The organism is Echinicola rosea, from assembly GCF_005281475.1.
Classification (GTDB): Bacteria; Bacteroidota; Bacteroidia; order Cytophagales; family Cyclobacteriaceae; genus Echinicola; species Echinicola rosea.
In genome coordinates this window covers 2,868,076-2,894,424 of sequence record NZ_CP040106.1, presented here as the reverse complement: position 1 = coordinate 2,894,424, position 26,349 = coordinate 2,868,076, and the positions used below count along the sequence as shown (strand labels likewise).

The following is a 26,349-nucleotide window of genomic DNA, read 5'->3' as shown; positions in this document are numbered from 1 at the left end:
TGCCCAAATCACCCTCGTAATGCACCAAGGACTTCGCCACTTCTGTTCCGGCCTTCCGCTAAAGAAGAAAACAGGACTCCCACTTTTTGGCCTCTTGCCTTCACTGCTGCACCGAAAAACACTGTTAAAACAATCATCCTCTCCCAAAAACTCATCCCCCTAGCCCAAAAACAAATAAATCCCCACTATAAAAACCACTGTGCCAACAAGAAAAAAGAAGGCTGTAAACTTGAGCATTTCCCGTGGGCTAATTCCGGTAATGGCAAGCAATGGCAATGCCCAAAACGGCTGGAGCATGTTGGTAATCTCATCACCATAGGCCATCACCATGACCATAGCTGGAATAGAAAGCTCCATTTCTTTGGCAGCCGCCACAATCACAGGCCCCTGAACGGCCCATTGACCTCCACCGGAAGGGACGAATAAATTGATCAATCCTGAACTGAAGAATGCCAAAAACGGAAATGTCTCCGGGGAGCTGATGCGGACAAAATAATGAGCGACCAGCACCAGTAATCCTGAGGATTTAAGCACGCCCAAAATCCCTGCATAAAATGGAAACTGCAGCACAATCCCTGTAGCTCCCTTCATGGCCTCAGCTGTGGCTCCTACATAAGATGCTAGGCTCTTATGAAAAATCAACCCCATCCCAAACAGCAAGAAGTTGATATAATTTAAACTTATAAATCCCCAACCCCTAGCAGGAACATCTACCAGTTCACTTGCTGCAAGCAGGCACATCACTCCTCCTACTACCCAGCCAAGCTTATCCTTTCCTTTAGGCAACTGATACTCACCATTGTCCACTGGATATTTTGGATTGAACTTTCTATGGTTGGCAAGCCAGTACAAGAGCCCAAGCATGACCAAAACGAGCATGGCATTTAGGGTAATGTTAAACGTGCTGAGCAAGGTTTCACTAATCGGAACCACTCCTATCTCCTCTTCCAAAAAATGCCCGGGCTCAGCTACTTTTAAGGGTGCGGAGCCTGAAAACCCGCCGTGCCAGACCATCATGCCCAAGTAGCCCGATGAGGCCACCAAGGGGTAATTGATCGCTAAGCCACTTTTGGAAGCGGCCTCCCCCATCTTTTTGGCCAGTACAGCACCCAAAATCAGTCCAAATCCCCAATTAAAGTATCCGGCAAGCATGGTCACCCCACCCGTCAACATGACCGCATGGGTATTACTTCGGGCCAAGGTCGCTACCTTGTCCAATAATTTAGAAATCGGCGTGGAAATGGCCAGCACATGGCCAAACACCAATATCAAAACCATTTGAAGGCTAAATGCCAAAAGTCCCCAAAATCCATCCTTCCAATAACTCAGCACTTGGAAGGTATAGTCTCCCACCCCTCTGTCAGCTGGCCGTGTCTCCACCACTGCAAAAAAGACACTGCAGACCGATAATAGCAGGGCCAATCCAAAAGGAGTTGGGAAAGGGAGCTTTTGAAATTGCTTTTTCAACGGCATTGGAGGTATGGTTAATTACTGACTACAAAACGTCAGTCCCATCCAATATAGCAAAATGGCGTCCATAAACCACACGATCGGCTTCATAGGTTTACCTAAGCTCTTGGAGAAAAGCCATGGTGTCCACATGATCTGCATAATCATCTACCGCAGGCTGTTGTGCTTCACCAAACCCCACACTTAAAGGATACCAAGCTCCCTTGCTGACAATACACTGAATCTTTTCTGATTGGTTTTCCAGTAATTCTTTTAGTTTTTCTACATCATCGAACGTCTCAAAATAAAGTACCGCTACTGGAGAGACCAATTCCTCACTTTGCTTGCATAGCAAGAATCCATTGTCCAGGTGCGCATCTCCATTTATCAAATAAATGGATTTGTTGTATTCATAATTATTGAGGTATTTGTGATGACTGAACACAAAATTATACCCCTCAATGGCGGTTAAAAAGTCATTCACCTGCGCTTCATCCCGAACATAAAGTTTGGACACGCTTCTACATCCAAGACCAAAATACTGAAAAACATCCTTGGCCAGCTCCACATAATCCTCAGCCGTTTCACTCCCATCCAATACCGCCACAGATGTTCGATTTTTACGGATCACACTGGGATATTTACCAAAATAATAATTAAAATACCTTGCTGAATTATCACTTCCCGTAGCGATGTAGGCATCTTTGGCCTTTAGCATCTCTTCAAAGACCACTTGCTTGGCAAAATCAGGCGCGATCTCCACCAATTCCCGGACAAGCCACTTGATCAGCACTTGATCAGCAGAACTCAATTTAACATGCGCCATATGTCCGGAGACCAACACCATCATCAAGTCATGGAAACCCACGGCCGGAATATTTCCTGCCATCATCACCCCAATGCTCTTTGGCTTTTTCACCTCAGAAAGATCATACCGGCTAATCCAGGATTTCATCTTTTCTTCATCAAGCATGATTACCAAACCCCGCAAGGCCAGTTTTACATGATCTGATGTAAACCAGTTGTTATTGTTTTCAGCCCTGAAAGCCAGCTCCTCAAATTCCGCATCCGATAATTGGTCAATCCGCCTGCCCAGTGCCACAAAAGCACCTATTCTCTCCTGAAGTGTCATGAAATACCGATTTATGATTTAGGGCACAAAGATACCTATTTTGAACGTAATGCTGAATATTCCATTACGCTAAAATAAACCCGTACATTTAGCGATGCGATAGTTTGCATTTCCAACTGTGATTTATATACTGTTTTTAATGATACCCGATCAGCGATACAGGTGATTTTAACCAGGCCTGACAACAGGCGGTCAAGCAGATTCAAAAAGTTCGGAGACTAATGGAATAATCTTGATCAAAAAAGAACCATTCTTGACCTGAGCGGGTTAGGGAAGTGAAATCCGAAACAATAACATAGATTCATTATAAATTATTCAGCGTAGCAATAATTGTATTGGTATATTGTTATATGGATGTTAATTTTGAACTTGTAATTATAAAAAGGAGATTGTAATGGCAATAATGATAACTGATGAATGCATCAACTGTGGTGCATGTGAGCCTGAATGCCCAAATACAGCCATCTATGAAGGTGGGCTTGAATGGACTTGGGGCGGAGGTACTGAGCTTAGTGAAGTGAAGCAAGAAGACGGGTCAGTAGTGGATGCAGACGAACCTCAAGAGCCTGTTTCTGATGAATTTTACTACATCGTCACCGGTAAATGCACAGAATGTACTGGTTTTCACGAAGAACCACAATGTGCCGCTGTGTGTCCTGTCGATTGCTGTGTTGATGATCCTGATCATCCAGAATCAGAAGAAGAGTTATTGGAAAAGAAACAATATCTACACGCAGAATAAATCAAGGAGTGGCTTTTGCCACTCTTTTTATTTTTACGGTTTACTCAAAAAAAACATTGACTTTTAACCTTTTAGATAAAAAAACACCCTCCATTCAAAAAAAAACCAGCCAAGACCTTGATATTAAATCCCGAATTGATTTAACTTGTCCTTCGTAAAAAAATCCTTGATTCAAGTAATTTAAAATTTTGGAAAGTGGAAGAGCATAAAGGAAACGACAGAGAGGAAATTTTCTCAAGAAAAGTAAAAGCTGGAAAAAGAACTTACTTTTTTGACGTAAAATCAACAAGATCAAACGACTATTACCTGACCATCACCGAAAGTAAGCGAAAAATCCGTGATGACAATTTCGTTTATGAAAAACACAAAATCTTCTTGTACAAAGAGGACTTTGCCAAATTCGTCGATGCGTTGCAGGATACGGTAGATCACGTCAAAAACGAATTGATGGCCGACTTTGACTTTTCCCAATATGAAGTGGAAGCCGAGACCAGTTCCGAAGACAAATTCGGAGAAGATTTAAAGTGGGATTAATTCCCGCTTTGTAAAAAAACATTGAGATTGAACCTTTACCTTGAGAGGCACTAGTTTAGTAGGCATCTCATGTTGATGTGAAATTCTTTTCACACATTTGTAGTAAGGGTTCAATCTCTTTTTTTATTTTTATGATATGCAGAAACTGATCATTTCCGTCTTGGTTTTTACCGGCATCCTTCTTTTGCTGGGTTGGTACTTCTCCAACATAGCATTCTATTTGATCATTTCACTGGTAATTGCTGCTGCCTTGCGCCCGATGACCAACCGTATTAACAGCGTTCACGTCTTTGGTCATCATATCCCGCGTTGGATGGCAATTCTTTGCTCTTTTGCCACGATAGGAATGGTACTGTTTCTGATCACCTTGCTTTTTATTCCTTTGATCATCGACCAAGTCGAAATCATCCAGAATGTGGACATTGAATTTCTATACGAACAGATCCAGCGCCCCATCAACAAAGTGGAAAGTTTCTTGATCAAACTAAATTTATTAAGCAATAATCCAGGGCATCTTTTTGAGCAGGTAAAAAACACCATACTATCCAGTATTCGGGAAATCAATTTCCAGGGTTTTATCAATAGCCTGATCAATACCACCAGTTCACTGTTGATCACCATTTTAGCGGTGGTCTTTATTTCGTTCTTTCTATTGCTGGAAAATGGGCTTTTGCGAAGAAACATCATCAACTTGGTACCCAACAAGTATTTTGAACTTTCAGTGGCCACTTTTCACAAAGTAGAACGACTCCTGTCCAATTACCTCGTGGGATTACTCATTCAGATGACTGCTATATTCACCATCTCCTCCACCGGCTTGGCGATTGTCGGGGTAGATTACGCCCTCACCATCGGGGTTTTTGCAGCAGTGGCGAACCTCATTCCTTATGCCGGCCCAATGCTTGGTGCCACTTTTGGGGTGATAGTAGGACTTATCACTGGTGATTTTATCGGCACTGAGGAAATGCCCTTCTTTGTTTTGAAGATTTTAGCTGTCTTTTCAGTAGTTCAGCTCACGGACAACATCTTTTTGCAGCCCTTAATTTTCTCGAAATCTGTAAAAGCGCATCCACTTGAAATATTTGTTATTATCTTTGCAGGTGCAAAAGTCGGTGGGGTGATCGGCATGGTACTTGCCATCCCCGTTTATACGATTTTCAGGGTTTCTGTACAGGAGTTCTACAAAGGATATAAGGAATACCGCATATTTAAAATTTAATAGCTAAAAAATTAAATGGCATTACAGTGTGGCATCGTTGGCTTGCCCAACGTCGGAAAATCAACATTATTCAATGCACTTTCCAGTGCAAAGGCAGAAGCGGCAAACTTCCCTTTCTGCACCATCGAACCAAATGTAGGGGTAGTTACCGTACCTGATCATAGACTGAAGATATTGGAAGGACTGGTAGATCCGGAGAGAGTGATGCCCACCGTGATCGAGTTTGTGGATATAGCAGGATTGGTAAAAGGAGCCAGCAAGGGCGAAGGTCTAGGAAATAAATTCCTTGCCAATATCCGTGAAGTGGATGCAATCGTACACGTGATCCGGTGTTTTAATGACGATAATGTGGTCCATGTAGCAGGAAAAGTTGACCCAATATTTGACAAAGAGGTAATAGATACCGAACTTCAGCTAAAAGATCTGGAATCTGTTGACAAAAAGATTGTAAGGATCGAAAAAATCGCAAAGTCCGGTGACGCAAAAGCCAAGAAAGAGCTTGAAATCCTAAAAGTCTTCAAAGCAGGACTAGAAGCAGGAAAAAACGCTAGGGCAATCGATGTGGAAAAGGAAGACCTTGAAGCCATCAGGGACATCCATCTGCTGACGATAAAGCCCGTACTGTACGTGGCAAATGTAGATGAAGGCAGCATCCAAGGCGGCAATGAATATGTGGAGCTACTCAAGGAAAATGTAAAGGATGAGAATGCAGAAGTGATCATGCTTTGCGCCGCTATCGAATCGCAAATAGCGGAATTTGAAGACCTGGACGAAAAAGAAATGTTTCTGGGTGAATATGGCCTTAAAGAAAGTGGGCTCAACAGACTCATCAAGGCCGCGTATGATCTCCTTGACTTGATCACCTATTTTACTGCCGGCAAACAAGAAGTCCGGGCTTGGACAATTAAAAAAGGCTGGAAAGCCCCAGCCGCAGCAGGTGTGATCCATACGGATTTTGAGCGTGGATTCATTAAAGCGGAGGTCATTAAGTTACCAGATTATGAAACATTCAAGACTGAAGCTGCCTGTCGTGAAAACGGAAAAACAGCCATTGAAGGCAAAGAATATGTAGTAAAGGACGGTGACATTATGCATTTTAGGTTTAATGTTTAAGATATATTCAAATTTTATTATAATTTTGCGAATGAATTGATTATTATATCGTTATAGATATAGGAAGAGGATTAAAGATTAATTTATTGTTTAACATTTTATTTTTAATGCCGTGAGAATTAGATTAATATTTTCGTTAAAGAACAAAGGCGCTTATTTACCCTTTCATCACCAATACATTTTGGCCCAGTTTCTTAAAGGTCTGATTGTAAAAGGTGGCCGTGAAGAGTTTTTCAACTACAATTACTTCAACTTCTCTGGCCTAAAGGGCCAGACCAAAGTAAGTAGAAGTGGCCTGCATTATTACTCAAGCTTAGTTACCTTAGTGCTTTCATCACCCAATGAAGACTTTCTTGACTATCTGCTAGAGCAAGTATTCAAAACGCCAAAAATTGAGTTAGGAAACCTCATCATCTCCCCTGAGTACACAGAAAAAGAATCTGAGCCAGAATTGGAGGCTTCAAACAAATTTGTTTGTATTTCTCCATTGGTGTTGTTGACTCCTACGTTTGATGATGATTCCGGCAAACGGTTCATCAACCCAGACACGGACGAGTTTTCGGATTTGTTGTACGAATCCACCTTGACCCGGATGGAGCGATCAGGATGGTACAGCCAGGAACAAATGGAATCTTTCTATAAATTCCAGGTAGTACCGGACATGAATTATGTAAATAAGCTGAAAGAGCAGCAAAAGAAATTTGCTAGGATTTACTCCGTTTACGACATGGACGTAAAGTATGAAGTAAGAGGCTACACCCTGCCTTTCACACTTTATGCTGCCCATGAAGTACAAGATTTCGTGTTTAAATGCGGACTGGGTGCTTTTACGCACAAAGGCTTCGGAATGCTGGACTTGGCCAACAATTCGCCGAGCCAACGCACAGAACCTTACAAGTTCAAAAGAGAGGGATTTGTCCCATACAAGTCCCGACAGCAAGAACAGTCCCGTCCAAAAGACGAAGACGAGCAAGAGTAAAAACATCAAGAAGCCCGGTCATTTATGATTGGGCTTCTTTTATAAGATAATCAATATGAATCAAGGGTAACGCCCCCAAAAGAATACTTTCAGCGCAAGTGCTCATGATTACGATTCGGGATTTCAAATCCGGAATAGCAAAGACTGGCCACACCATTCTTCTCGCCCATCCTTAGCCCACCTATGGTCTTATTAAAAGTACTCCGTACCTCTATTCAAAATCGCCTATTATTGGCATTGATGGAAGTATATCCGATCAGCTCATCATACCTAGAACCGAAATCCCTGTAATAGACCAAAACCTCATACTCATTTTCTGTTTGGAAATGACTTCCTTCCATTGGAGAAGTGTCCCACCCCCCCTCTTTTCTTAAGGCTATTTGATAATCATACCACCCCTGTTTTAGCAACACTGAGGTTCGGTATTGTCCACTCGATTCATTCTTGGTCATTTTTGCTTGTGGAGATCGTCCCCAATTGGTCAATGCCCCAAAAAGATATGGCTCTCCGACCACCTCTCCCATATCAGCGGCAAAGGTCACCAACACGTATTCACTTTCCAGCTTTGGATTTCCCCGTTCCAGGTTTTCTACGATATACTGCCCATTCAGGTCCAGATACTCCAGGTAGCTGGTCGTACTCCGGGGTTCATTGAGTGCTGCCGAAGCATACACCACATCATCTTTCATTTCGATAGAAGCAATATTTCGTCCAGTGGTCCGAACGTACCGAAGGTCGATAAAACGAAACTCATTTCCAGCATCAAAAATATTCTCTCCTGAAAAAAAACGGTACTCCAACTGGCTCTTGTCCTGCCTGATAAATGATGGCTTCCCGCCTACTTTTGCATTGTCCCAACGCTGGTTTTGCCGTACGACCACCTTGACATTTTCCAAAGGATTCTTAAGTTCCCTTGCACCATAATTCACTAAAATATCAATCTGCTGTCCGGTCATTCGTTCGGCTATCATGGTGGGCGGTAATAGCTGTACCCCCACTTTAACTTGGTCCTGGTACACCATAAATCTCCTAGTGATGATCACTTCATCCTCATTTCTGCCACGATAGACCTTCAAAATATAATTTCCTGACTTGGTCACCTGTGGAACTGGAAAAGTGAAATGCACATACGGAACTCGGGTATTGATCGAATAATCGTACTCGGTGATGTTAAATTCATTGTACCGCTGTAGGTAATCGGCTGACTTGAGGCCGGAAGGTGTCCAATCTGCATCACAATGAATCAAAGTGGCGGCATACCGATCAGGCTCAAAAGCAAGGTCGTCAAACTCCAATACCAATTGCCCCCCTCCCAATGGTATAACCGGCGTGTTCAGCTGGGAAGCTATATTTCCACCACGGCGATAAAGCTGCACGGTCTGTATATTTTCCTCATATACCTTATCCACTAACTCTTCCTGCGCAATGCAAAATGAATACAGGCTGCACATTAAAAAAAACAATATGATTACTATCCTCATTTTCAACTTGGTTATTTTTGTAAAGCAAGATAAAAAATAATGCCAGTTCCACGCTAAAGTAAAACTGGCATTTATCATCATCGTGAGCTCAGGTCAGGAGACCGTTTCCTGAAGGTCCTGAATTTCCTCTGCAAGCCTTTCCCAATTGGAAGTAAGCTGCTCTTCCTTTTTCTTCACTTCTTCATAGGCCTTATTGACCTTTTGGGACTCTTCTTCATTTTGAAAAACCGCCGGATCGGCCAGTTGCTTTTCCAATTGCACCTTCTCATCTTCCAATGCCATAATATGCCCTTCCACATCTTCAAGCTCCCGCTCTTTCTTTTTTAGGTCTTTTTTGGCCTGACTTACTTCCGAATGGGTACGGACAGGCTTTGGCTTTGGTGCTTTCTCTTTCTTGGGAGCGCTGGGAACTGCTTTTTCTACTTGCTGTGATCGCCAGAAGACATACTCTTCATACGTTCCAAGGTATTCCTTGATCTCATGATCTTCGATATACCAAATCTTATTGGCCACCCCCTTGATAAAATGACGGTCGTGCGAAACGGTCACAAAGGTTCCCTCGTACTGCTGCAAGGCTTGGATAAGGATATTGACTGACTGCATGTCCAAGTGGTTTGTAGGCTCATCGAGCAGGAGGAAATTGGCTTCGGATATCAATGTCTTGGCCAGTGCCACCCGTGACTTCTCTCCACCTGATAGCACCTTGATCTTCTTGAACACATCATCGTTGGTAAACAGAAAGCACCCCAAGACATTTCTCAGTTCAGTTTCAGTTTTATCACTTCCTGCCTGTACCATTTCCTGCAGGATTTCATTATTGACATTAAGTGCTTCCAGTTGGTGCTGCGCAAAGAAGGATTTCACTACATTATAGCCTTCACTTCGATCACCAATAATAGGCTCAGAACCGTCAATGATCCGCAAAAGGGTGGACTTCCCTTTGCCATTAGCTCCGATCAGGGCGATCTTATCACCCCTTTCGATACGGGCGGTGGAGTTTTCCAGGATCTTGATATCTCCGTAAGCCTTGGACACATTGTCCAATGTCACCACGTCCCGACCGGACTGTTTAGAAAACTTAAACTTGAAATTTACTGAGATATTATCACTCACTACTTCATTCACCCGCTCCATTCTTTCCAGTGCTTTGACCCGCGACTGCACCTGATTGGATTTGGAAGCTTTGGCCCGGAAACGCTCGATGAAACGCTCCGTATCTTTGATCATCTTTTGCTGATTCTCATAGGCATTCTGCTGAATTTCTTCACGCTCTACCTTCTGTTCTTTAAAGAACGAGTAATTCCCTGCATACGGGGTCAGTGATTGCCGGGATACTTCCACTGTGACCTCGATACAATTGTCCAAGAAAGTCTGGTCGTGGGATACCACGATCACCGCTCCTTCGTAGGTCTTTAGGTAATTTTCCACCCACTGGATGGAAGGCAGGTCAAGGTGGTTGGTAGGTTCATCAAGCATCAGCAATGACGGCTTCTCCAACAGCAACTTGGCCAGCATCACCCGCATTCTCCATCCCCCCGAGAACGTCTTCAACGGCCTACTTAAATCGCCTGTAGAAAAACCAATCCCTTCCAGCACTTCCTCTGCTTTGGCTTTAATCGTATAGCCCTCATTCGCTTCAAACCGCTCCTGCAAATTTGCCAGCTTATTGATGATTTCTTCGGAATAATCCGTTTCCATCTGCTTTAGGACCACATTAATTTCATCCTGAAGCGCCAAGGTCTCTTTAAAAGCCTCCAACGCGACATCCAAAATACTGTCCTCAGACTGATAGGACAACAAGTCTTGGTTCAAAAAACCTATGGTACAGTCCTTGGCTTTTTGGATCTCGCCCTTGCTAGGCTGATAATCTCCGTTGATGATTTTCAACAGCGTGGACTTACCGGTCCCGTTAAGACCTACCAAGCCGATTTTGTCTTTAGGTTTGATATGCAGGGAAGCATTCTCGTACAATGCCCTCCCACCGATGTAATAGGATAAATTATTGATGGATAACATGCTGCAAAAATAAGGATTCTCCCGTTTATAAATCATTATGATGAAAAAATTCAGCTTTTTCTTAACTTCAAGAATTATCTAACACTAGAAACCCTAATTTATGAACTATCACAAAACCTTGTTCGGTGCTTTATCATTAAGCATCTTAATGTTTTCTTGTGGCACAGATCAAGAAAACAAACTAAAACCTATAGAAGCGACGGAAGGGGATAATCGCGTGGATATTTCAGCAGATTCTGCTGATGTACAGCTAGAAACCATCCAATTACCTGAAAATTTTTCCATTTCCGTATGGGCAGCCAATATCCCCAATGCCAGATCATTAAGCATGTCTGAAGAAGGAATCGTCTTTGTCGGCAACCGACAGGAGAACAATGTATATGCCGTAGTCGATGAGAACGGTGATGGTAAAGCAGACTTCCGCTATACTCTTGCCGAAGACCTCAATTCTCCAAATGGTGTTGCCTACAAGGACGGAGACCTATATGTGGCCGAAATCAACCGGATTCTTAAATTCCCTGACATTAAGAATCATTTAACAGATCCAAGCTTCGAGGTAGTGTATGACCAATACCCTACAGAAGGACACCATGGATGGAAATTCATTGCATTCGGACCTGATGGACTTCTATACGTCCCTGTCGGCGCCCCTTGCAATATCTGCGAACCTGAAAAAGAAATTTTTGCCTCCATCACACGCTTGGATGTAAATGCGGAGAACCCAGAACCGGAAATCGTGGCACATGGTGTACGAAACACAGTCGGATTTGACTGGCATCCAGACAGTAAGAACCTTTGGTTTACCGACAATGGCCGGGATCAAATGGGAGATAATATACCTGAATGTGAATTGAACGCCATAACTGAGGCAGGACAGCATTTTGGCTACCCTTACTGGCACCAAGGCGATGTAAAGGATCCTGAATTTGGCGATGCTGGCGAAGGCCAATCTGCTTACGTCGCTCCAAAAGCAAATTTGGGCCCTCACGTGGCTCCTTTGGGGATGCGTTTTTATGCAGGCAGCATGTTCCCTAATACCTACAAAAAATCGATTTTTGTGGCCAAGCACGGTTCATGGAACAGAAGCAAAAAAAGTGGTTATACCGTTACCAATGTTTCGCTTGACGGCAGTGAAGTGGCAGGTGAAGAAGTATTCGCCTCAGGATGGCTAGACGATGCCAGTCAGGAAGTTTGGGGGCGCCCTGTGGATGTGCAGGAATTGCCAGACGGCAGTCTTCTCGTCTCTGATGACATGGCCGGCTGTATTTACCGAATCAGCTATAACCAGCCTTAAATAAGGCTCAATCCATTCCATCGAAAACATATTACTCCGCCCGCTTTTTAGTGCAATAAACACCAAAAAGCGGGCGTTTTCATTTAACCCAAAGACTGCCACAGCAGCAACCTGAATTTGTTTCAAAATTAAGGAAACTCTAGCATCATGGAAGTTTTGCTCACAACCTCTCTTACTCCAACCACTCCGGCTTGGTCGTTTTTACTTTAGCCTGCAGCTGATTGAGCAAGCTATACAAGCCAAAATACGTCCTGTTCACATAAAGGCCATGTTTGGATCCCCTTGCCTGTCTTGATTTTTTGAACATCTTGTCATTGGACACCCGGTCGCTCAGTTCAAAAATCTGGTCGAAATAAGCATCATCAGCAAAATCAAACCAGTCTTCGTGGAATGGTCTTCCTATCAATGAAATCATCTCTTTGAAAACGGCCTTGAAAAACACCTTTTCTTCAGCCGTATCTTTATCGGAGATAAATTCCAGGTCATAAAATATTTTATCCAATTCATCCTTATTGGCCACCAATTCTTTTTTGATCAAGCTGAAATATCCAAGGTAAAAATCCCCAGGGATCACTTTGACACAGCCAAAATCAATGATACCCAACTTTCCATTATCCATCATGATAAAATTGCCGGGATGCGGATCAGCGTGGACTTGTTTGAGTTCATGCACTTGATGGTGATAAAAGTCCCACAAAGCTTGCCCGATGCGATTTCTTGCTTCCTGAGAAGGATCCGTAAGCAGCCATTCTTTGATGTGCTTTCCTTCCAGCCAATCCATCACAATGACACGCTCGCAGCTGAGTGCTTCATAATACGTAGGAAAGGCCAAATGTGGGATGTGGCTGCATTCGGAAGAAATTTCCTTTGATCGCCTCACCTCAAGCTCATAATCTGTCTCTTCCAGCAACCGTTCCTCTACTTCGGCCATATAGTGATTTAGCTCCTTTTCACTAATATTCAGCAACCTAAGGGCAAAAGGCCGCACCAATTTAAGGTCCGAACTCACACTATTGGCGACACCGGGATACTGGATCTTCACCGCCAACTTCTTCCCATCCAACGTGGCTTGGTGCACCTGCCCGATGGAAGCGGCGTTCACGGCAGAGCGGGTAAACGTATCGAAAATGGCTTCCGGCGCTTTTTCGAAATACCTCTGGAAAGTCTTGACCACCAAGGGGTACGATAAAGGAGGCGCACTGTACTGCGCCATGGAAAATTGCTCTTGGTAAGCCCTAGGCAGCAGGTTTTTGTCCATGGACATCATCTGGGCCACTTTTAAGGCACTTCCCTTTAGCTCGCTCAGCGAACCGTATATATCTGTTGCATTATCGTTATCAAGTTGCTCTCGTGAATGTGACGGATCCTGAAATTTACGGGCATAGTGCTTTACGTAATTTCCCCCAACCTTAGCACCGGTTTTGATAAATTTTGTTGCCCTTTGGACCTTGCCCACAGGGATGCTGGCTTGTTCTTTCTTTTCCACTGGTAAAATCGATTAACGGGCTTGGTAAAGGAATTTGGCAAAATCCACAAAAGTGTCCAAAGCGCTCTTTCCCATCAGGTCAAAAGCCAAGTTTACTGATTTTTCGATGGCTTCATCGGTCTTTTCAAAACCGTCGGAATGGTCTTTTATCCAAAACCTAAACACAAACAGTACCTGCAACCATAAGCCTTCATCATACTTATCACTGAGGTAAGGGCGCTTGGCGATTTCATCATTCTCCTCGCCCTCAGCAAGTACCCCTTTCACATACTCCTTAAAATCATCTCTGAACCCCTGCAGTTCTTGCGGCAATGTATGGCTGGGCAGCTGATGAGTTCCATAGAGCACCAACAAATAGCTCCTATTATGCTTTAACTCCTCGATCCAAGTGTAGAAAAAAGCAAGTAACTTCTCCCTTGAAGAATATTGTTTATAGATTTCTTGGGACTCTAAGGTAGAAAGGGTGACTTGAAAGATTTTTTGCCACACAGCTCTTTTGACAGCAGTAAAGCTGGAAAAAAATGCATAAAAATCCGCTTCTTTCATTTTAAGTTCCTTGGTAAATTTAAAGACCGATGCAGGAGATTTACCATGCTCCAAAACATAGTTCTTGTAGGCATCAATGATTTTTTTTCGCTTGTCAATTTTCGTTGGCTTCTTTGCAGTTGTTTTTTCCATGGTCTTATCTGGTTTACTCAATAGTAATAACACCAAAACCTTCCTGTAGGTTTTAGTTTTCAATCATTTATCCTGTATTTTGGGTAGCAGGAAAAACTGAATGGGCTTTAAATCTAAAAAGCGATTTGCTCCGTTTATTCCCAAAGATGCAACCATTATGAAAAAAGCTGCCCTTTCGTTTATGAGTAGGTTTTTCCTACTTTCCATGTTGGTCATGTCTGTGACTGCTTGCCAAGATGACCTCGATGATCCTCGATTTACGGACAGCATCGTAAAGGCGGGCATTTACGCCAGTATGGGGGAATGGTACTTTTGGAACGACAAGATGCCTGCCAAAGTGGAACTTGACGCTTACACTACGTATGAGGACCTTTTGGAAGCCTTAAAATACCAAGAATTGGATCGATGGTCGTACCTGACGACACCAGATGCCTTTGACAAGGCCTTCACAGGCCAAAATATTGGCCACGGCTTTGGTTGGGGGCTTGCGGAAGACGGGAACCTTTACCTTACATTTGTCTATGACGACGCCCCCGCAGGCAAGGATGGCTGGAAAAGGGGCTGGAAAATCACCCGAGTCAATGGCAAGCCCATCGACGATTACAAAACAAACACTGGCTATAACTTCCAGCTAGGCCCTGCAGAAAGTGGTATCAGCAACACCTTTACGTTTGAATTGCCCGACGGGACGACCTCTACACGCACCAATAGCAAAGCGGCTTACCAAGCAAACTCCATTCTACATCAATCCACCATAGCTGTCAATGGCAAAAAAACTGGCTATCTAGTTTACAATAGCTTCAAGGCCACCGCAGGCCTTAAACCCACTCAAAGCACTGAGGTCGAGGAGGCTTTGAACAAGCTGGAAGAAGAGGGGATTTCAGAGCTGGTCATTGACTTGCGCTATAATGGGGGAGGTTCTGTCCGCGTGGCCGAGCAGCTTATGAACCGCATCATCCCTGGTGTCGCAGATGGCTCCATCATGTACACCGACCAGCACAACCATAACAAAAGGGAAATGAATGAACATGTCTATTTTAAGAAAAAAGGAAACTTGTCGCTCAACCGCATTTTCTTCATCACTTCGGAAGGTTCTGCCTCAGCCAGTGAACTCACAATCAACTGTCTCACTCCCTATATGGATGTCAAATTGGTCGGGCAAAAAACCTATGGCAAGCCTGTAGGAGCCTTTCCAATATCGGATTTTAACAAACACCTCAAAGAGCGTAACGTGGAGCTCGTCCCCATCACCTTCTCGACCGCCAATGCTGACGGCACAGCTTCCTACTTTGATGGTTTTCCGGTGGATTATGAAGCTATAGACGGCATATCATATGATTGGGGGGATCCGGCAGAGCCACGATTAGCGGCAGCTCTCCACTATATTGAGACAGGAAGCTTTCCAGCTCTGAGCCGAAAGAAACCCCTCCCCCCATCCTGGTTGATGATTGACGATTTTGAGGGACTGGAGAAAGAATTTCCGGTGTATTAATGAATATAGATCCACTGGATTTAAGGCGCTTCAATTCTTTCACCACTGTAAAATTAAATCTTCATCCAACCAACTCGTTTTCACCCCTTATGGCGCTGGATCAACACATCCATTACCTCATCCAATTCATAGCCTTTGGCCTCAAGGAGCACTAGATAGTGAAAAAGCAAATCCGCTGCTTCTCCCATAAAAAGGTCTTTGTGGTCATCCTTGGCTTCAATGACAATTTCTACTGCCTCTTCTCCTACTTTTTGGGCTACTTTATTGATGCCTTTGGCAAAAAGTGAAGCGGTATAGGATGAGTCAGAAGGGTTGTTTTTACGGTCTTTGATAATGCCTCGTAAATGGTCGATAAAAGCAGTCTTGGAGGCATTTTCTTCATCAAAGCAAGTGTCCGCTCCGGTATGGCACACCGGTCCGACAGGATTCGCCTTCACCAATAAGGTGTCATTATCACAATCTACTTTAATGGATTGGACATGCATGAAATTCCCTGAGGTCTCTCCTTTGGTCCATAGGCGCTGCTTGGTCCTGCTGAAAAAGGTCACTTTTCCACTTTCTTGGGTTTTTTGAAGTGCTTCTTCATTCATATACCCCAGCATAAGCACCTTATTGGTATTCGCATCTTGGATGATGGCGGGCACCAAGCCATTTACTTTTTCAAAATTGATGTTTATATCTTTCATTATTGACTAGTTGTTCGTAAGTGGTAGAAAGGTTGTTAAATTATAGATTTCAAGGTTCATCAGATCCTGATTCGTTTCATTCTCAGGACAGGCATCGGATATCAATTCTCAGTTATTCCATCGACTGTACCGGAGGATAATTGCAGTTGGGCCTGTGACACTCTTTTTGAGCAAAAACTCAATTTTCACCGTGCCGGTACGCACCTCTCGGCAAAACCACATACATCCGGCACCGGACATCATATCCTCATCGTCACTCCCTCTCCAGCCAAATAATGTTTCAGTTCAGAAATACCGATTTCCTTAAAGTGGAAAATACTGGCCGCCAAAGCAGCATCGGCCTTTCCTCCTGTAAAAACATCCTTGAAATGCGGCATGGATCCTGCCCCTCCTGAAGCAATCACTGGAATGGTCAGCGCTGTTGAAATTTCACTGGTCAGCCCATCGGCAAATCCACCCTTGGTACCGTCATGATCCATACTGGTCAGGAGTATCTCTCCTGCACCTCTGTCCGCCACCTCTTTTGCCCAAGCCTGGGTTTGGATAGTGGTGGGTTTTCTTCCACCATGGGTATGTACAAGATCCACCCCGTCCACATTTCGGGTATCAATGGCCACCACAATACATTGGCTACCAAACTCAGCAGCCATTTCATCAATGACTATTGGTCTTTTGACAGCGGCAGAGTTGATGCTTATCTTATCGGCACCGGCATTTAGGAGCACCTTGACATCCTCTACCGTGGATATTCCTCCACCTACGGTAAAAGGTATATTAATGGCTTTGGCTACTCGCGTCACCAATTCAGCCAATGTTTTCCGTTTATCCACCGTAGCGGTAATATCCAAAAACACTAACTCATCAGCCCCTTCGTCAGAATAGACCTTGGCCAACTCCACTGGATCACCGGCATCGCGCAAATCCACAAAATTCACTCCCTTTACCGTGCGCCCTTCTTTGATATCCAGGCAAGGTATTATTCTTTTTGTCAACATCTGGTTAATTAAGTTACTCAGTTATCGGGATTTCAGCATCTTATTCAGGCTATCAGTTGCCACCTCATCCATCACTATATTACAAAAGCCGCTAATTGCTCAAGGCTAATCCGCCCTTCATAAAACGCTTTGCCTACTATGGTGCCAAACACACCAATCTTCTCCAGTTCTTCCAAATCCTTCACTTCCGCAACACCACCACTGGCAATCAGCTGAATCCCGGGTATCTCTTGGATAATTTCCTTGTACAGATCCACTGATGGCCCTTGGAGCAAACCATCTTTAGCTACATCCGTACAGATCACATATCGTGCTCCTTTCGCGTGATAGGCCTTGATAAAATCCACCACATCGGCTTCCGTAGTTTCTTCCCAGCCACTGATGGCGATTTTCCTGCTTTTGGCGTCTGATCCCAAAATGATCTTCTCGGAACCGTATTTCCCTAACCAGCCTTCAAACAGCTCCGGGTTCTTTACCGCAATACTCCCTCCTGTCACCTGGCTTGCACCCGCATCAAAAGCCATTTGGATGGTCTCGTCCGATTGTACACCTCCTCCAAAATCTACCTTCAATGAAGTATTGGAGGAAATGCTCTCCAGCACAGCTTTGTTTACAATGGTCTTTGCTTTTGCACCATCCAAATCCACCAAATGAAGCCGTTTGATGCCTGCTTGCTCAAACTTTTTGGCGACTTCTAGCGGATGGTCTGCGTACTCTTTTTTCTGTCCATAATCTCCCTGGGTCAAACGGACACATTTGCCCCCGATAATATCTATTGCTGGAATAATCTCCATGACTACAAATTCAAGAAGTTGGTTAATATTTTTTGGCCAGAATGGCTGCTTTTTTCAGGGTGGGCCTGCATCGCATAAAAATTATCCTTATGCAATAGCGCACTAAAATCCGCTATATAATGGGTTTTCGCAACGGTAAACTCTGGATGGATTTCAGCAAAATAGCTGTGCACATAGTAAACATAATCATGCGCATTAACACCATTCAACAACTCGCCTTTTGTATCCTGAAGGCTATTCCAGCCTACATGGGGCACTTTGTCCATTAGCGGGAATTTCTTCACTTTCACGGGAAATATCCCCAAACACTCGGTATCATTTTCCTCGGAATATTCACACAACAGCTGCTGCCCCAAGCAAATTCCAAAAAAGGGCTGCTTCAGCTCTTTGATCAGCTGGTCAAGCTTTCGCTCACGAAGGTACCGCATGGCCGAACTGGCTTCCCCCTGCCCGGGAAAAATCACCTTGTCGGCTTTTTGGATCTCCTCCACATCATCGGTCAGCTTGGCATTGATCCCGAGACGCTCCAGAGCATATAGCACCGACAGCACATTCCCGGAATTATATTTTATAATGGCTACATCCATCTAATTTACTTCTACTTAAAAGCTAAATAGACCTCAAAGTCCCAAAGGAAAATTTGAGGTCTATCGCTTAGGTTTGTGAACTTTTTGATCTGACTGTACAAGCATAGAATCGCCTGTATTTTCGCAGCTCAAAAATAAACATTATATCCTATTTTTGAAGGCATTATCCAATCTATTTGGTAGAAAGATTAATACTCAAAACTTCTCACCATGTCCTTATGACTCGTTTCCAGCTCCTTCACTGGCGATCAGCTCTTCTGCCAGGACTTTCTCAATCTCTGGAATGGAATTATATAATTGCTCATAACTTTCTATCACAAAATACTTGTCTTGAAACTTATTCTTCCAATAAGGCGTCTGCATGATCCTTCTGACATCATAATCGATATGGTCAGGATCATCAGAAAGGCTGAATTTGGTTTCACCGGCAGAGCTCAAAATCCCTGCTCCATATATCCTTAGTTCCCCTTTCTCACGGATCAATCCAAATTCAATGGTAAACCAATAGATCCTCGACAGCAAATGAATCGCCCACTTATCGTCAATGTACTTAAGGGCAATTCCACTAAGATCCTGCAAAAAATCAACATATGGCTGGTTGGTGAGCAGTGGCATGTGCGCAAAGGCATCATGGAACATGTCCGGCTCTTCCAAATAATCCAACTGTTCCATTTTACGCAGCCATGTCGAAGAGGGAAACTGCTTGTTTTTCAGCAAACCAAAAAACAAATCATCGTCAATCAATCCCGGCACTACCTGCACTCCCCAGCCCGTAGACTTGCTCAAAATCCGATTTACTTCAGCAAAATCGGCAATGCGGTCAGCACTAAAGTTGATCTTCTTGATACCGTCCAGATAGGCCTGTGAAGCAGCTTTGGGAAGGTTCACAATCTGCCGTTCGTAAAGGGTTTTCCATACTGCAAAATCCTCTTCGGTATATGCACTATAATCCTGATGCATTTCATTTAATCGAGGGTCTTGGAAGACCCAATCAGCTGGTTTACCTGCCATCTTATATTTGGGTTAGTACTAGTTAAATTTACGTATATTTTGAAATTGGGTTAAAATAAAAAAGGCCTAACCCCGAGTAGGATTAGGCCTTTGTATTTTTTTACAGTAAAGCTCACAGCATTACACCTAATCCTTTTTGGGGAGAAAATGGTAGTAATAGCTGTAATATTTTACGGATAGGTTTTTCATCTTGAATCACAAAGATAACAAGTTACTTCTTCTAATCAAAATCACTTGTTTCACAATCAGGGCAAACGCATTTAACATTAATTTCGTGTTGGGCAGCCATCATCCGTGCCGCTGGCACTCCTTCTGGAGGTGGAGGAGGCCTTAACATCCAGCGGATGAATCCGCTGGTTACTAAACCCATCGTGCCGCTGGCACTTTGCCCCGATTTGAACATTCGAAACCGCAGTAGCCTATCTTACCGAATGGCGGGATGGGCTGAAAGAATGATGAGTTGATTTGGTTGAGATTAAACCCTGAATATGCGTTAGCAACTGAGCATCCTGCCTCATCCGCCTTTGGCGGAGGGTCATATAGAAGGTGCAGGTGACAACCTGCACCAAAAATGATTACACACAAAAGGGTAAGTTCCGTAGGAACGGCAGATATAAATGCAAATAGGAACATTTTTTTTAAATGCGTTTTGCCCTGGTTTCGCAATCAGAGAAACCTTAGTATCCGTTTTCTCGTCAGTAGATTTATTTTTCACTGAACGCACAGACCACCTAGAATGAAACACGGCTTTTCTAAGATTTTTGCGATTTCTGTGAGGACTTATTTATTTTTTCTCTGAATACCGGTGTTCATGCGGGTACACCAATTTTCATGATTTTACGAGATGGTTTTTTGTCCCTTTCACTCCACGCTAAATAAGGGTATCTATCGAGATTTATAACAAATCAAACGTCTTTCTCATCGCAAACGTCTGCCTGATCTGGCTGGCCAATTGGGCACTTTGGGCGAAATCCAGTGTCTGCTGACCGTCTGAATAGGCCTTTTCCGGGATTTCATGCGCTTCATAGATAATGCCGTCCGCTCCGGCCATCACCCCAGCCAAAGCCATTTGGTGGACAAATTTACGGATACCGATCCCATGGGATGGATCCACCACCACGGGAAGATGGGACTTGTCCTTCAGCACGGGCACGGCATTAAGGTCCAAGGTATTCCTGGTGGCTTTTTCATACGTCCTAATGCCTCGCTCACATAGGATGAGCTTTTCATTGCCACCCGAAAAGACATACTCTGCTGACTGTAGCAACTCTTCGATCGTACCGGAAATCCCCCGCTTGATCATAACGGGTTTATCTACTTTCCCCAATTCATCCAACAGGTTAAAATTTTGTGTATTTCTGGCACCAACTTGGAATACGTCCACATAATCCATCATCTCCTCGATCTGCGAAACCTGCATCACCTCTGTGATAATCTTGATCCCAGCTTTACTGGCCAATTCATGCCATAGCTTCAGTCCCTCGATCCCCAATCCACGGAATGCATAAGGACTGCTTCGAGGCTTATATACTCCACCACGCATGATCTTGATATCATTGGCCTTCAGGTGGTCGATCACTTTTACGATTTGCTCCTCACTCTCGATCGAGCAAGGGCCTGCCATCACAGCCATATCACCTTCCTTGATAAATACCCCGTCGCCCAGGTCTATGGAAGTGGGGTTTACTTTCCACTTTTTAGAAACCAATTTGTAGGCATCGGACACGATATGGATATCCTGAATACCCTCATGGTGTCCAAATTTACGAATATCAAACTCCGCACTACCGATTCCCACTAGGTACGTTCCCATTTGGGTGGTCACTTCCGTGATTTTGTACCCTACTTGATTGATTTCCTTGATCAGGCTCTCCTTTTGCGCTTCAGTGATGCCCTGCTTTACTTGTATGATCATGTGTTTGTTGTTTTAAGGTTCAAGGTTGGAAGGTTTCAGGTTGATGGTAAGATACCATCGTTAATTTAGCTTCTTGCCCCCTTATTCTTCAGCAATACTATCCCTGTTTTACCCCTTGAATATAACTTTTGATATCTGCCCTAAGGTCTTTGGCACCTCTCAGCACCTTGATGAAAGCACTGCCGATAATAGCCCCATGACTGTAGGCCGAAGCCTTTGAAAATGTGGCATGGTCTGAAATGCCAAACCCTATCAAACGAGGATTCTTTAGGTTCATGTTTTTGACCTTTTCAAAATACGCCTCCTGCTCATCAGAAATACCGGACTTTGCCCCAGTGATACTGTGGGATGAGACCATATAGATAAACCCATCGGACTGCTGGTCGATTTCCCGGATCCTGCTTTCACTGGTCTGCGGAGAAATAAGGAAGGTGTTTCTCAGGTTATACTGATCAAACAACGCTTTATAATCATCTTGGTATTGCTGTATAGGTAAATCCGGAACGATCAAACCATCCACGCCCACTTCCTTACATTTCTTACAAAATGCTTCAATCCCATATTGCAAAATCGGATTTAGATAACCCATCAGCACCACGGGAATGCCTACACTTTCGCGCATTGTACCCAACTGCTGAAACATCTTTTTCATGTTCATCCCATTATCCAATGCGGTTTTGTTACTCTCTTGGATCGTAGGGCCATCGGCTACTGGATCAGAATAGGGCATGCCTACTTCGATGATGTCTGCACCAGCCTCTTCTATGGCTTCCATGATATGGAGTGTATCATCCAACTTGGGAAAACCTGCCGTAAAATATATGGAAAGAATATTTTCTTTCTTGTCTTTAAATAATTGATCTATTCGGTTCATAGTTGATTGAAAGATTGGAAAATTGATAATTGGAAGATTGGTAACACAACTTCTCCAACTTCTCCTTGTCTTTTCTCTTTATTCTTGGCTCTTGACTCTTAATACTAACTACGTGATACACTAAACTCAGTATCCTCCCCACTTGATGTATGTTTCCAGGTCTTTATCTCCTCTTCCAGAAAGGTTGATTACGATCACATCGCTGGCATTATACTTCACCTGCTTCAAAACGGAAAGTGCATGTGCAGATTCGACAGCGGGAATGATCCCTTCCAACCTGCTAAGCTCCACTCCTGCTTTCATCGCATCCTCATCCTCCACAGCAAAGAACTCACCTCTTTTGGAATCAAATAAATGCGCATGGACAGGCCCGATACCCGGATAATCCAACCCAGCAGATATCGAATGTGGCTCTACCACCTGCCCGTCTTCTGTCTGCATCAGCAGGGTCTTACTGCCGTGCAAAACTCCCGGTGTACCCAACACTGTGGTCGCTGCGGATTTCCCCGATGCTATGCCTAGTCCTGCGGCCTCGACAGCAATTAACCTAACAGAAGGAGTATTATAGTAGTGGTAAAAAGCTCCAGCCGCATTACTCCCCCCGCCTACACAGGCAATCACCAAATCAGGATCTTCTTTGCCTTCCTTCTCTTTTAGCTGATTCTTGATCTCTTCACTGATCACGGATTGGAACCGTGCCACCATCTCAGGATAAGGATGAGGCCCCACGACAGAACCAATGATGTAATGCGTGTCCACAGGATTATTGATCCATTGCCTCAGCGCCTCGTTGGTCGCATCTTTTAAGGTCTGGCTTCCAGAAGTGGCGGGCACCACTTTTGCTCCCAAAATGCGCATCCGCTCCACATTAGGCTTTTGGCGCTCCATGTCAATGGCGCCCATAAAGACCGTACATTCCATCCCCATCAAGGCACAAACGGTCGCCGTAGCCACCCCATGTTGGCCAGCTCCGGTTTCGGCGATGATGCGTTTCTTGCCCAGTTTCTTCGCCAAAATAATCTGGCCTATGGTATTGTTCACCTTATGTGCTCCTGTATGACATAGATCTTCCCGCTTGAGATAGATTTTTGCACCATATTGCTCAGACAGCCGCTTGGCAAAATACAATGGTGTTGGACGTCCTACATAGTCTTTCAGAAGCGCGTGAAATTCATCCTTGAATTCATCCGATTCCGTGATTTTTTCATAATTGGTCCTAAGCTCTTCCACATTGGGATAGAGCATTTCGGGAATATAAGCTCCCCCAAATTTCCCATAGAACCCTTTTTCATCTACTTTAACCATAGTTTCATCTAATACCCTCTTGCAACAGGGTACATTTTAATGCTCAAATATTTTATTGTAACGCCGTTACAAAACGGGCAACTTTGTTCACATCTTTAAAAGCTGAATGAAGCTCAAATTTAGAATTGATATCAACCCCTGCCATCTTAGGTTGTTTTTGCTGTAGTTGCTGGATTTCGACGACACTTTCCTCTTGAATCCCTCCACTGAGCAAAAACGGCTTTTGCAACGGGTATTTTCCCAAAAGCTCCCAATTGAACTGTCTCCCTGATCCGCCGTACCCTTTCGTTTCCGTATCGAACAGAAAATAGGCTACGTACGGCTCAAAGCATTTTAAATAGCTCCAATCAACCTCCGCAGTAACCCTAAAGACCTTAATGAGATCAGCAGGAGACTGTTTCTTCAATTCCTCCACAAAAGCCACATCTTCATCCCCATGAAGCTGGACGTAAGCCAGACCAAATGCATTGACTTTGGCTACGATTTCGGCGACAGGCGTATTCACGAACACACCTACCTTGGCGGCTTTGGTAGAAGGAATAGTGGCAGCATCAGCAACATACCGAGAGGATTTAGGATAAAATATCATCCCCATCAGGTCTGGCTGGACTTTTTCATCAAGTTCCCTGATATTTTCCGTATCACGCATGCCGCACACTTTCACCAACATCGTCAAACTGCCGTCGTTTTGAAATCCGGACTTAGCTCCCGGTATTTGTTCATAAAATTATAGGCTGCCTGGTGCGGTCGGATGGATTTCATAAAATTCTCTCCGATCAAGAACCCATCAAATCCACCTTTCTTTAAGTCCACCAAGGTCTGGGGATCAGAGATTCCACTCTCAGAGATTTTCACAAATTGATCAGGAATTTTATCCACCAAGCTGTAAGATGTATCCAGTGACACATCAAAAGTCTTTAGACTTCTATTGTTTACCCCTACCAAATCCAACTGATCGTTCAGTGACCGGTCCAGCTCCTCCTGATCGTGCACCTCCATCAGTACTTCCAGCCCTAACTGATGGGCAAAGGCTGCCAGCTCCTCCAACCGCTTCGGTTCCAGCGCAGCAGCAATCAACAGGATACAATCAGCCCCTATCGATTTAGCTTCTACTATTTGATATTCATCCACCATAAAATCCTTTCTGAGAATCGGACAAAAGTTAAACTTCCTAGCGGTAATCAGGTCCTCATTGGAACCGCCAAAAAACTCCTTGTCCGTCAAAATGGAAAGTGCCGAGGCTCCTGACTGCATATAGCCAATGCTGGTCTTCTCCACTTTGGCAGCGCTGTTGATAGTACCTTTGGAGGGTGACTTTCTTTTAAATTCAGCAATAATGCCGGTTTTCTCGGGGTGAGTCACGTATTTCTTCATGGAGACTACCTTGTTGTCAAAAAAAACACTCCTTTCCAACAACTTGGTAGGCACTAAGCTCTTTCGCTCGGCTACCTCTTCTTTTTTGTGTGCGATGATCTTGTCCAGGATATTCATATATTATGATTTTGCTAGTGAAACGGATGTTTTGGGGTTGACCAAATTTTTAAATGTCTGAAGGGCCTTTCCACTTTCAAGAGATGCTTTGGCTTTGGCTATTCCTTCCTCAAAACTCAAGGATTGGTCTGCCGTAACCAGCGCAGCAGCAGAATTGGCCACAACTACTGCTTTTTGGGCTTCAGTACCTTCTCCTTTCAGGATATCCTGAAAGATTTTAGCAGACTCCTCAATGGTCGTACCTCCTTGAATGGCTTGGGCTTTCACCTTGGGCAAACCAATGGACTCTGGTGAAATCAACCGCTCACCGCCATTGGAAATCATTTTAAAATCACCGGTAAGCGAAACCTCATCATATCCGTCCAGCGAGTGTAATATACTGAAGTCCACCCAACTATTTTGGTACAAGTAGCCATAGAGTCTCGCCAATTCCAAGCTGAACACGCCCACCAATTGCTTCTTGGGGAAGCTTGGGTTTACCATTGGCCCCAGCATATTAAAGAAGGTCTTCACCCCCAGATCCTTTCGGATAGGCCCCACATTTTTCATGGCCGGGTGAAATAAAGGTGCATGGAGAAAACAAATCCCTGCCTCATCCAGGTTTTTCTGGATCACATCGATGTCATTGGTAAATTTATAACCAAAATGAGCCAATAAATTGGAGGATCCACAAATGGAAGAAACCCCGTTATTCCCATGTTTGGCTACATTTTGTCCCGCACCTGCTACGACAAAGGAAGAGAGGGTGGAGATATTAAAGGTGTCCTTGCCATCGCCTCCGGTACCACAAAGGTCCATGGCATCATATGCTGCGATCTCCACGGGGATACACTGCTCCAGCATCGCTTCACGGAATCCTTCCAATTCCTCCACGGTGATACTCCTCATCATATAGACAGTCATAAACGCCGCCATTTGGCTTTGGTTATACTCTCCTGAGGTGATTTTCTTCAATGTTTCCTTCGCCTCCACCTTGCCTAGTGTCCTATGTTCTATTAGGTGATTTAGAATCTCTTTCATGTTTTTGTTGGTTGTAAGGTTGAAATGTTGAAAGGTGATAAGGTTTGCTTTTGGTT

24 protein-coding genes are annotated in these 26,349 nt (G+C 44.0%); 7 read left to right on the top strand and 17 right to left on the bottom strand.

Annotation, left to right across the window (positions count from 1 at the left end; translation table 11 throughout):
* Positions 1-159: 159 nt before the first annotated feature.
* Together FDP09_RS11660 and FDP09_RS11655 are read right to left on the bottom strand one after the other, a co-directional pair.
* Positions 160-1,473 carry a short-chain fatty acid transporter gene (locus FDP09_RS11660; RefSeq protein ID WP_229683428.1) on the bottom strand — a complete coding sequence of 438 codons (1,314 nt, stop codon included), beginning with the start codon at positions 1,471-1,473 and terminating at the stop codon, positions 160-162.
* Positions 1,474-1,564: 91 nt separating this feature from the next.
* On the bottom strand, positions 1,565-2,581 hold the full coding sequence (locus FDP09_RS11655) for an acyl-CoA reductase (protein WP_137402832.1): 1,017 nt from the start codon (positions 2,579-2,581) through the stop codon (positions 1,565-1,567).
* A gap of 394 nt (positions 2,582-2,975) precedes the next feature.
* Here FDP09_RS11655 and FDP09_RS11650 point away from each other — a divergent pair, with 394 nt between their 5' ends.
* The 5 genes from FDP09_RS11650 to cas6 all read left to right on the top strand — a co-directional run bounded on the left by FDP09_RS11650 (position 2,976) and on the right by cas6 (position 7,168).
* Positions 2,976-3,323, top strand: coding sequence for a 4Fe-4S binding protein (locus tag FDP09_RS11650; RefSeq protein ID WP_137402831.1), 348 nt, complete (start codon positions 2,976-2,978; stop codon positions 3,321-3,323).
* Between the two features lie 195 nt (positions 3,324-3,518).
* The gene (locus tag FDP09_RS11645) at positions 3,519-3,857 is read left to right on the top strand and encodes a DUF3276 family protein (protein ID WP_015266329.1); all 339 of its coding nucleotides are present in this window, start codon (positions 3,519-3,521) and stop codon (positions 3,855-3,857) included.
* Between the two features lie 136 nt (positions 3,858-3,993).
* Positions 3,994-5,076, top strand: coding sequence for an AI-2E family transporter (locus tag FDP09_RS11640; protein ID WP_137402830.1), 1,083 nt, complete (start codon positions 3,994-3,996; stop codon positions 5,074-5,076).
* A gap of 15 nt (positions 5,077-5,091) precedes the next feature.
* Positions 5,092-6,189, top strand: coding sequence for a redox-regulated ATPase YchF (gene ychF / locus FDP09_RS11635; protein ID WP_137402829.1), 1,098 nt, complete (start codon positions 5,092-5,094; stop codon positions 6,187-6,189).
* A 112-nt stretch (positions 6,190-6,301) separates the two neighbouring features.
* Positions 6,302-7,168, top strand: coding sequence for a CRISPR-associated endoribonuclease Cas6 (cas6, locus tag FDP09_RS11630; RefSeq protein ID WP_137402828.1), 867 nt, complete (start codon positions 6,302-6,304; stop codon positions 7,166-7,168).
* Between the two features lie 215 nt (positions 7,169-7,383).
* On the opposite strand, the gene FDP09_RS11625 is transcribed toward cas6, so the two are convergent.
* Positions 7,384-8,649: a type IX secretion system plug protein gene (locus FDP09_RS11625; protein ID WP_137402827.1), complete on the bottom strand. Its 1,266-nt coding sequence runs from the start codon at positions 8,647-8,649 to the stop codon at positions 7,384-7,386.
* 93 nt (positions 8,650-8,742) lie between these two features.
* Complete coding sequence (locus FDP09_RS11620; RefSeq protein ID WP_137402826.1) at positions 8,743-10,665, bottom strand: ABC-F family ATP-binding cassette domain-containing protein; 1,923 nt, start codon at positions 10,663-10,665, stop codon at positions 8,743-8,745.
* A 100-nt stretch (positions 10,666-10,765) separates the two neighbouring features.
* Between FDP09_RS11620 and FDP09_RS11615 the strand changes: the two genes are divergently transcribed.
* Positions 10,766-11,959 (top strand): PQQ-dependent sugar dehydrogenase, encoded by a 1,194-nt coding sequence (locus FDP09_RS11615; RefSeq protein ID WP_137402825.1) that lies wholly within the window; start codon positions 10,766-10,768, stop codon positions 11,957-11,959.
* A 172-nt stretch (positions 11,960-12,131) separates the two neighbouring features.
* On the opposite strand, the gene FDP09_RS11610 is transcribed toward FDP09_RS11615, so the two are convergent.
* Together FDP09_RS11610 and FDP09_RS11605 are read right to left on the bottom strand one after the other, a co-directional pair.
* Positions 12,132-13,445: an ABC1 kinase family protein gene (locus tag FDP09_RS11610; RefSeq protein WP_137402824.1), complete on the bottom strand. Its 1,314-nt coding sequence runs from the start codon at positions 13,443-13,445 to the stop codon at positions 12,132-12,134.
* 12 nt (positions 13,446-13,457) lie between these two features.
* Positions 13,458-14,123, bottom strand: coding sequence for a TetR/AcrR family transcriptional regulator (locus FDP09_RS11605; protein ID WP_137402823.1), 666 nt, complete (start codon positions 14,121-14,123; stop codon positions 13,458-13,460).
* Between the two features lie 157 nt (positions 14,124-14,280).
* Here FDP09_RS11605 and FDP09_RS11600 point away from each other — a divergent pair, with 157 nt between their 5' ends.
* Positions 14,281-15,615 (top strand): S41 family peptidase, encoded by a 1,335-nt coding sequence (locus FDP09_RS11600; protein WP_229683429.1) that lies wholly within the window; start codon positions 14,281-14,283, stop codon positions 15,613-15,615.
* Positions 15,616-15,695: 80 nt separating this feature from the next.
* Here the strand turns inward: FDP09_RS11600 and hisIE are convergent, their stop codons facing one another.
* The 11 genes from hisIE to trpD all read right to left on the bottom strand — a co-directional run bounded on the left by hisIE (position 15,696) and on the right by trpD (position 26,293).
* A complete protein-coding gene (hisIE, locus tag FDP09_RS11595) occupies positions 15,696-16,301 on the bottom strand; it encodes a bifunctional phosphoribosyl-AMP cyclohydrolase/phosphoribosyl-ATP diphosphatase HisIE (RefSeq protein ID WP_137402822.1) in 606 nt (201 codons plus the stop codon).
* Between the two features lie 239 nt (positions 16,302-16,540).
* Complete coding sequence (gene hisF, locus FDP09_RS11590) at positions 16,541-17,296, bottom strand: imidazole glycerol phosphate synthase subunit HisF (protein WP_137402821.1); 756 nt, start codon at positions 17,294-17,296, stop codon at positions 16,541-16,543.
* Positions 17,297-17,370: 74 nt separating this feature from the next.
* Entirely contained in the window at positions 17,371-18,090 is a 720-nt protein-coding gene (gene hisA, locus FDP09_RS11585) for a 1-(5-phosphoribosyl)-5-[(5-phosphoribosylamino)methylideneamino]imidazole-4-carboxamide isomerase (protein WP_137402820.1), read from the bottom strand.
* Between the two features lie 2 nt (positions 18,091-18,092).
* A complete protein-coding gene (gene hisH / locus FDP09_RS11580) occupies positions 18,093-18,677 on the bottom strand; it encodes an imidazole glycerol phosphate synthase subunit HisH (protein WP_137402819.1) in 585 nt (194 codons plus the stop codon).
* Positions 18,678-18,893: 216 nt separating this feature from the next.
* A complete protein-coding gene (locus tag FDP09_RS11575; protein ID WP_137402818.1) occupies positions 18,894-19,688 on the bottom strand; it encodes a phenylalanine 4-monooxygenase in 795 nt (264 codons plus the stop codon).
* A gap of 895 nt (positions 19,689-20,583) precedes the next feature.
* On the bottom strand, positions 20,584-21,603 hold the full coding sequence (gene aroF, locus FDP09_RS11565; RefSeq protein ID WP_137402816.1) for a 3-deoxy-7-phosphoheptulonate synthase: 1,020 nt from the start codon (positions 21,601-21,603) through the stop codon (positions 20,584-20,586).
* A 97-nt stretch (positions 21,604-21,700) separates the two neighbouring features.
* A complete protein-coding gene (gene trpA, locus FDP09_RS11560; protein ID WP_137402815.1) occupies positions 21,701-22,477 on the bottom strand; it encodes a tryptophan synthase subunit alpha in 777 nt (258 codons plus the stop codon).
* A gap of 126 nt (positions 22,478-22,603) precedes the next feature.
* Positions 22,604-23,782 carry a tryptophan synthase subunit beta gene (trpB, locus tag FDP09_RS11555; RefSeq protein ID WP_137402814.1) on the bottom strand — a complete coding sequence of 393 codons (1,179 nt, stop codon included), beginning with the start codon at positions 23,780-23,782 and terminating at the stop codon, positions 22,604-22,606.
* 52 nt (positions 23,783-23,834) lie between these two features.
* On the bottom strand, positions 23,835-24,452 hold the full coding sequence (locus FDP09_RS11550; RefSeq protein WP_137402813.1) for a phosphoribosylanthranilate isomerase: 618 nt from the start codon (positions 24,450-24,452) through the stop codon (positions 23,835-23,837).
* A 2-nt stretch (positions 24,453-24,454) separates the two neighbouring features.
* The gene (gene trpC, locus FDP09_RS11545) at positions 24,455-25,273 is read right to left on the bottom strand and encodes an indole-3-glycerol phosphate synthase TrpC (RefSeq protein WP_137402812.1); all 819 of its coding nucleotides are present in this window, start codon (positions 25,271-25,273) and stop codon (positions 24,455-24,457) included.
* A 3-nt stretch (positions 25,274-25,276) separates the two neighbouring features.
* Entirely contained in the window at positions 25,277-26,293 is a 1,017-nt protein-coding gene (trpD, locus tag FDP09_RS11540; RefSeq protein ID WP_137402811.1) for an anthranilate phosphoribosyltransferase, read from the bottom strand.
* Between the last annotated feature and the right edge of the window lie 56 nt (positions 26,294-26,349).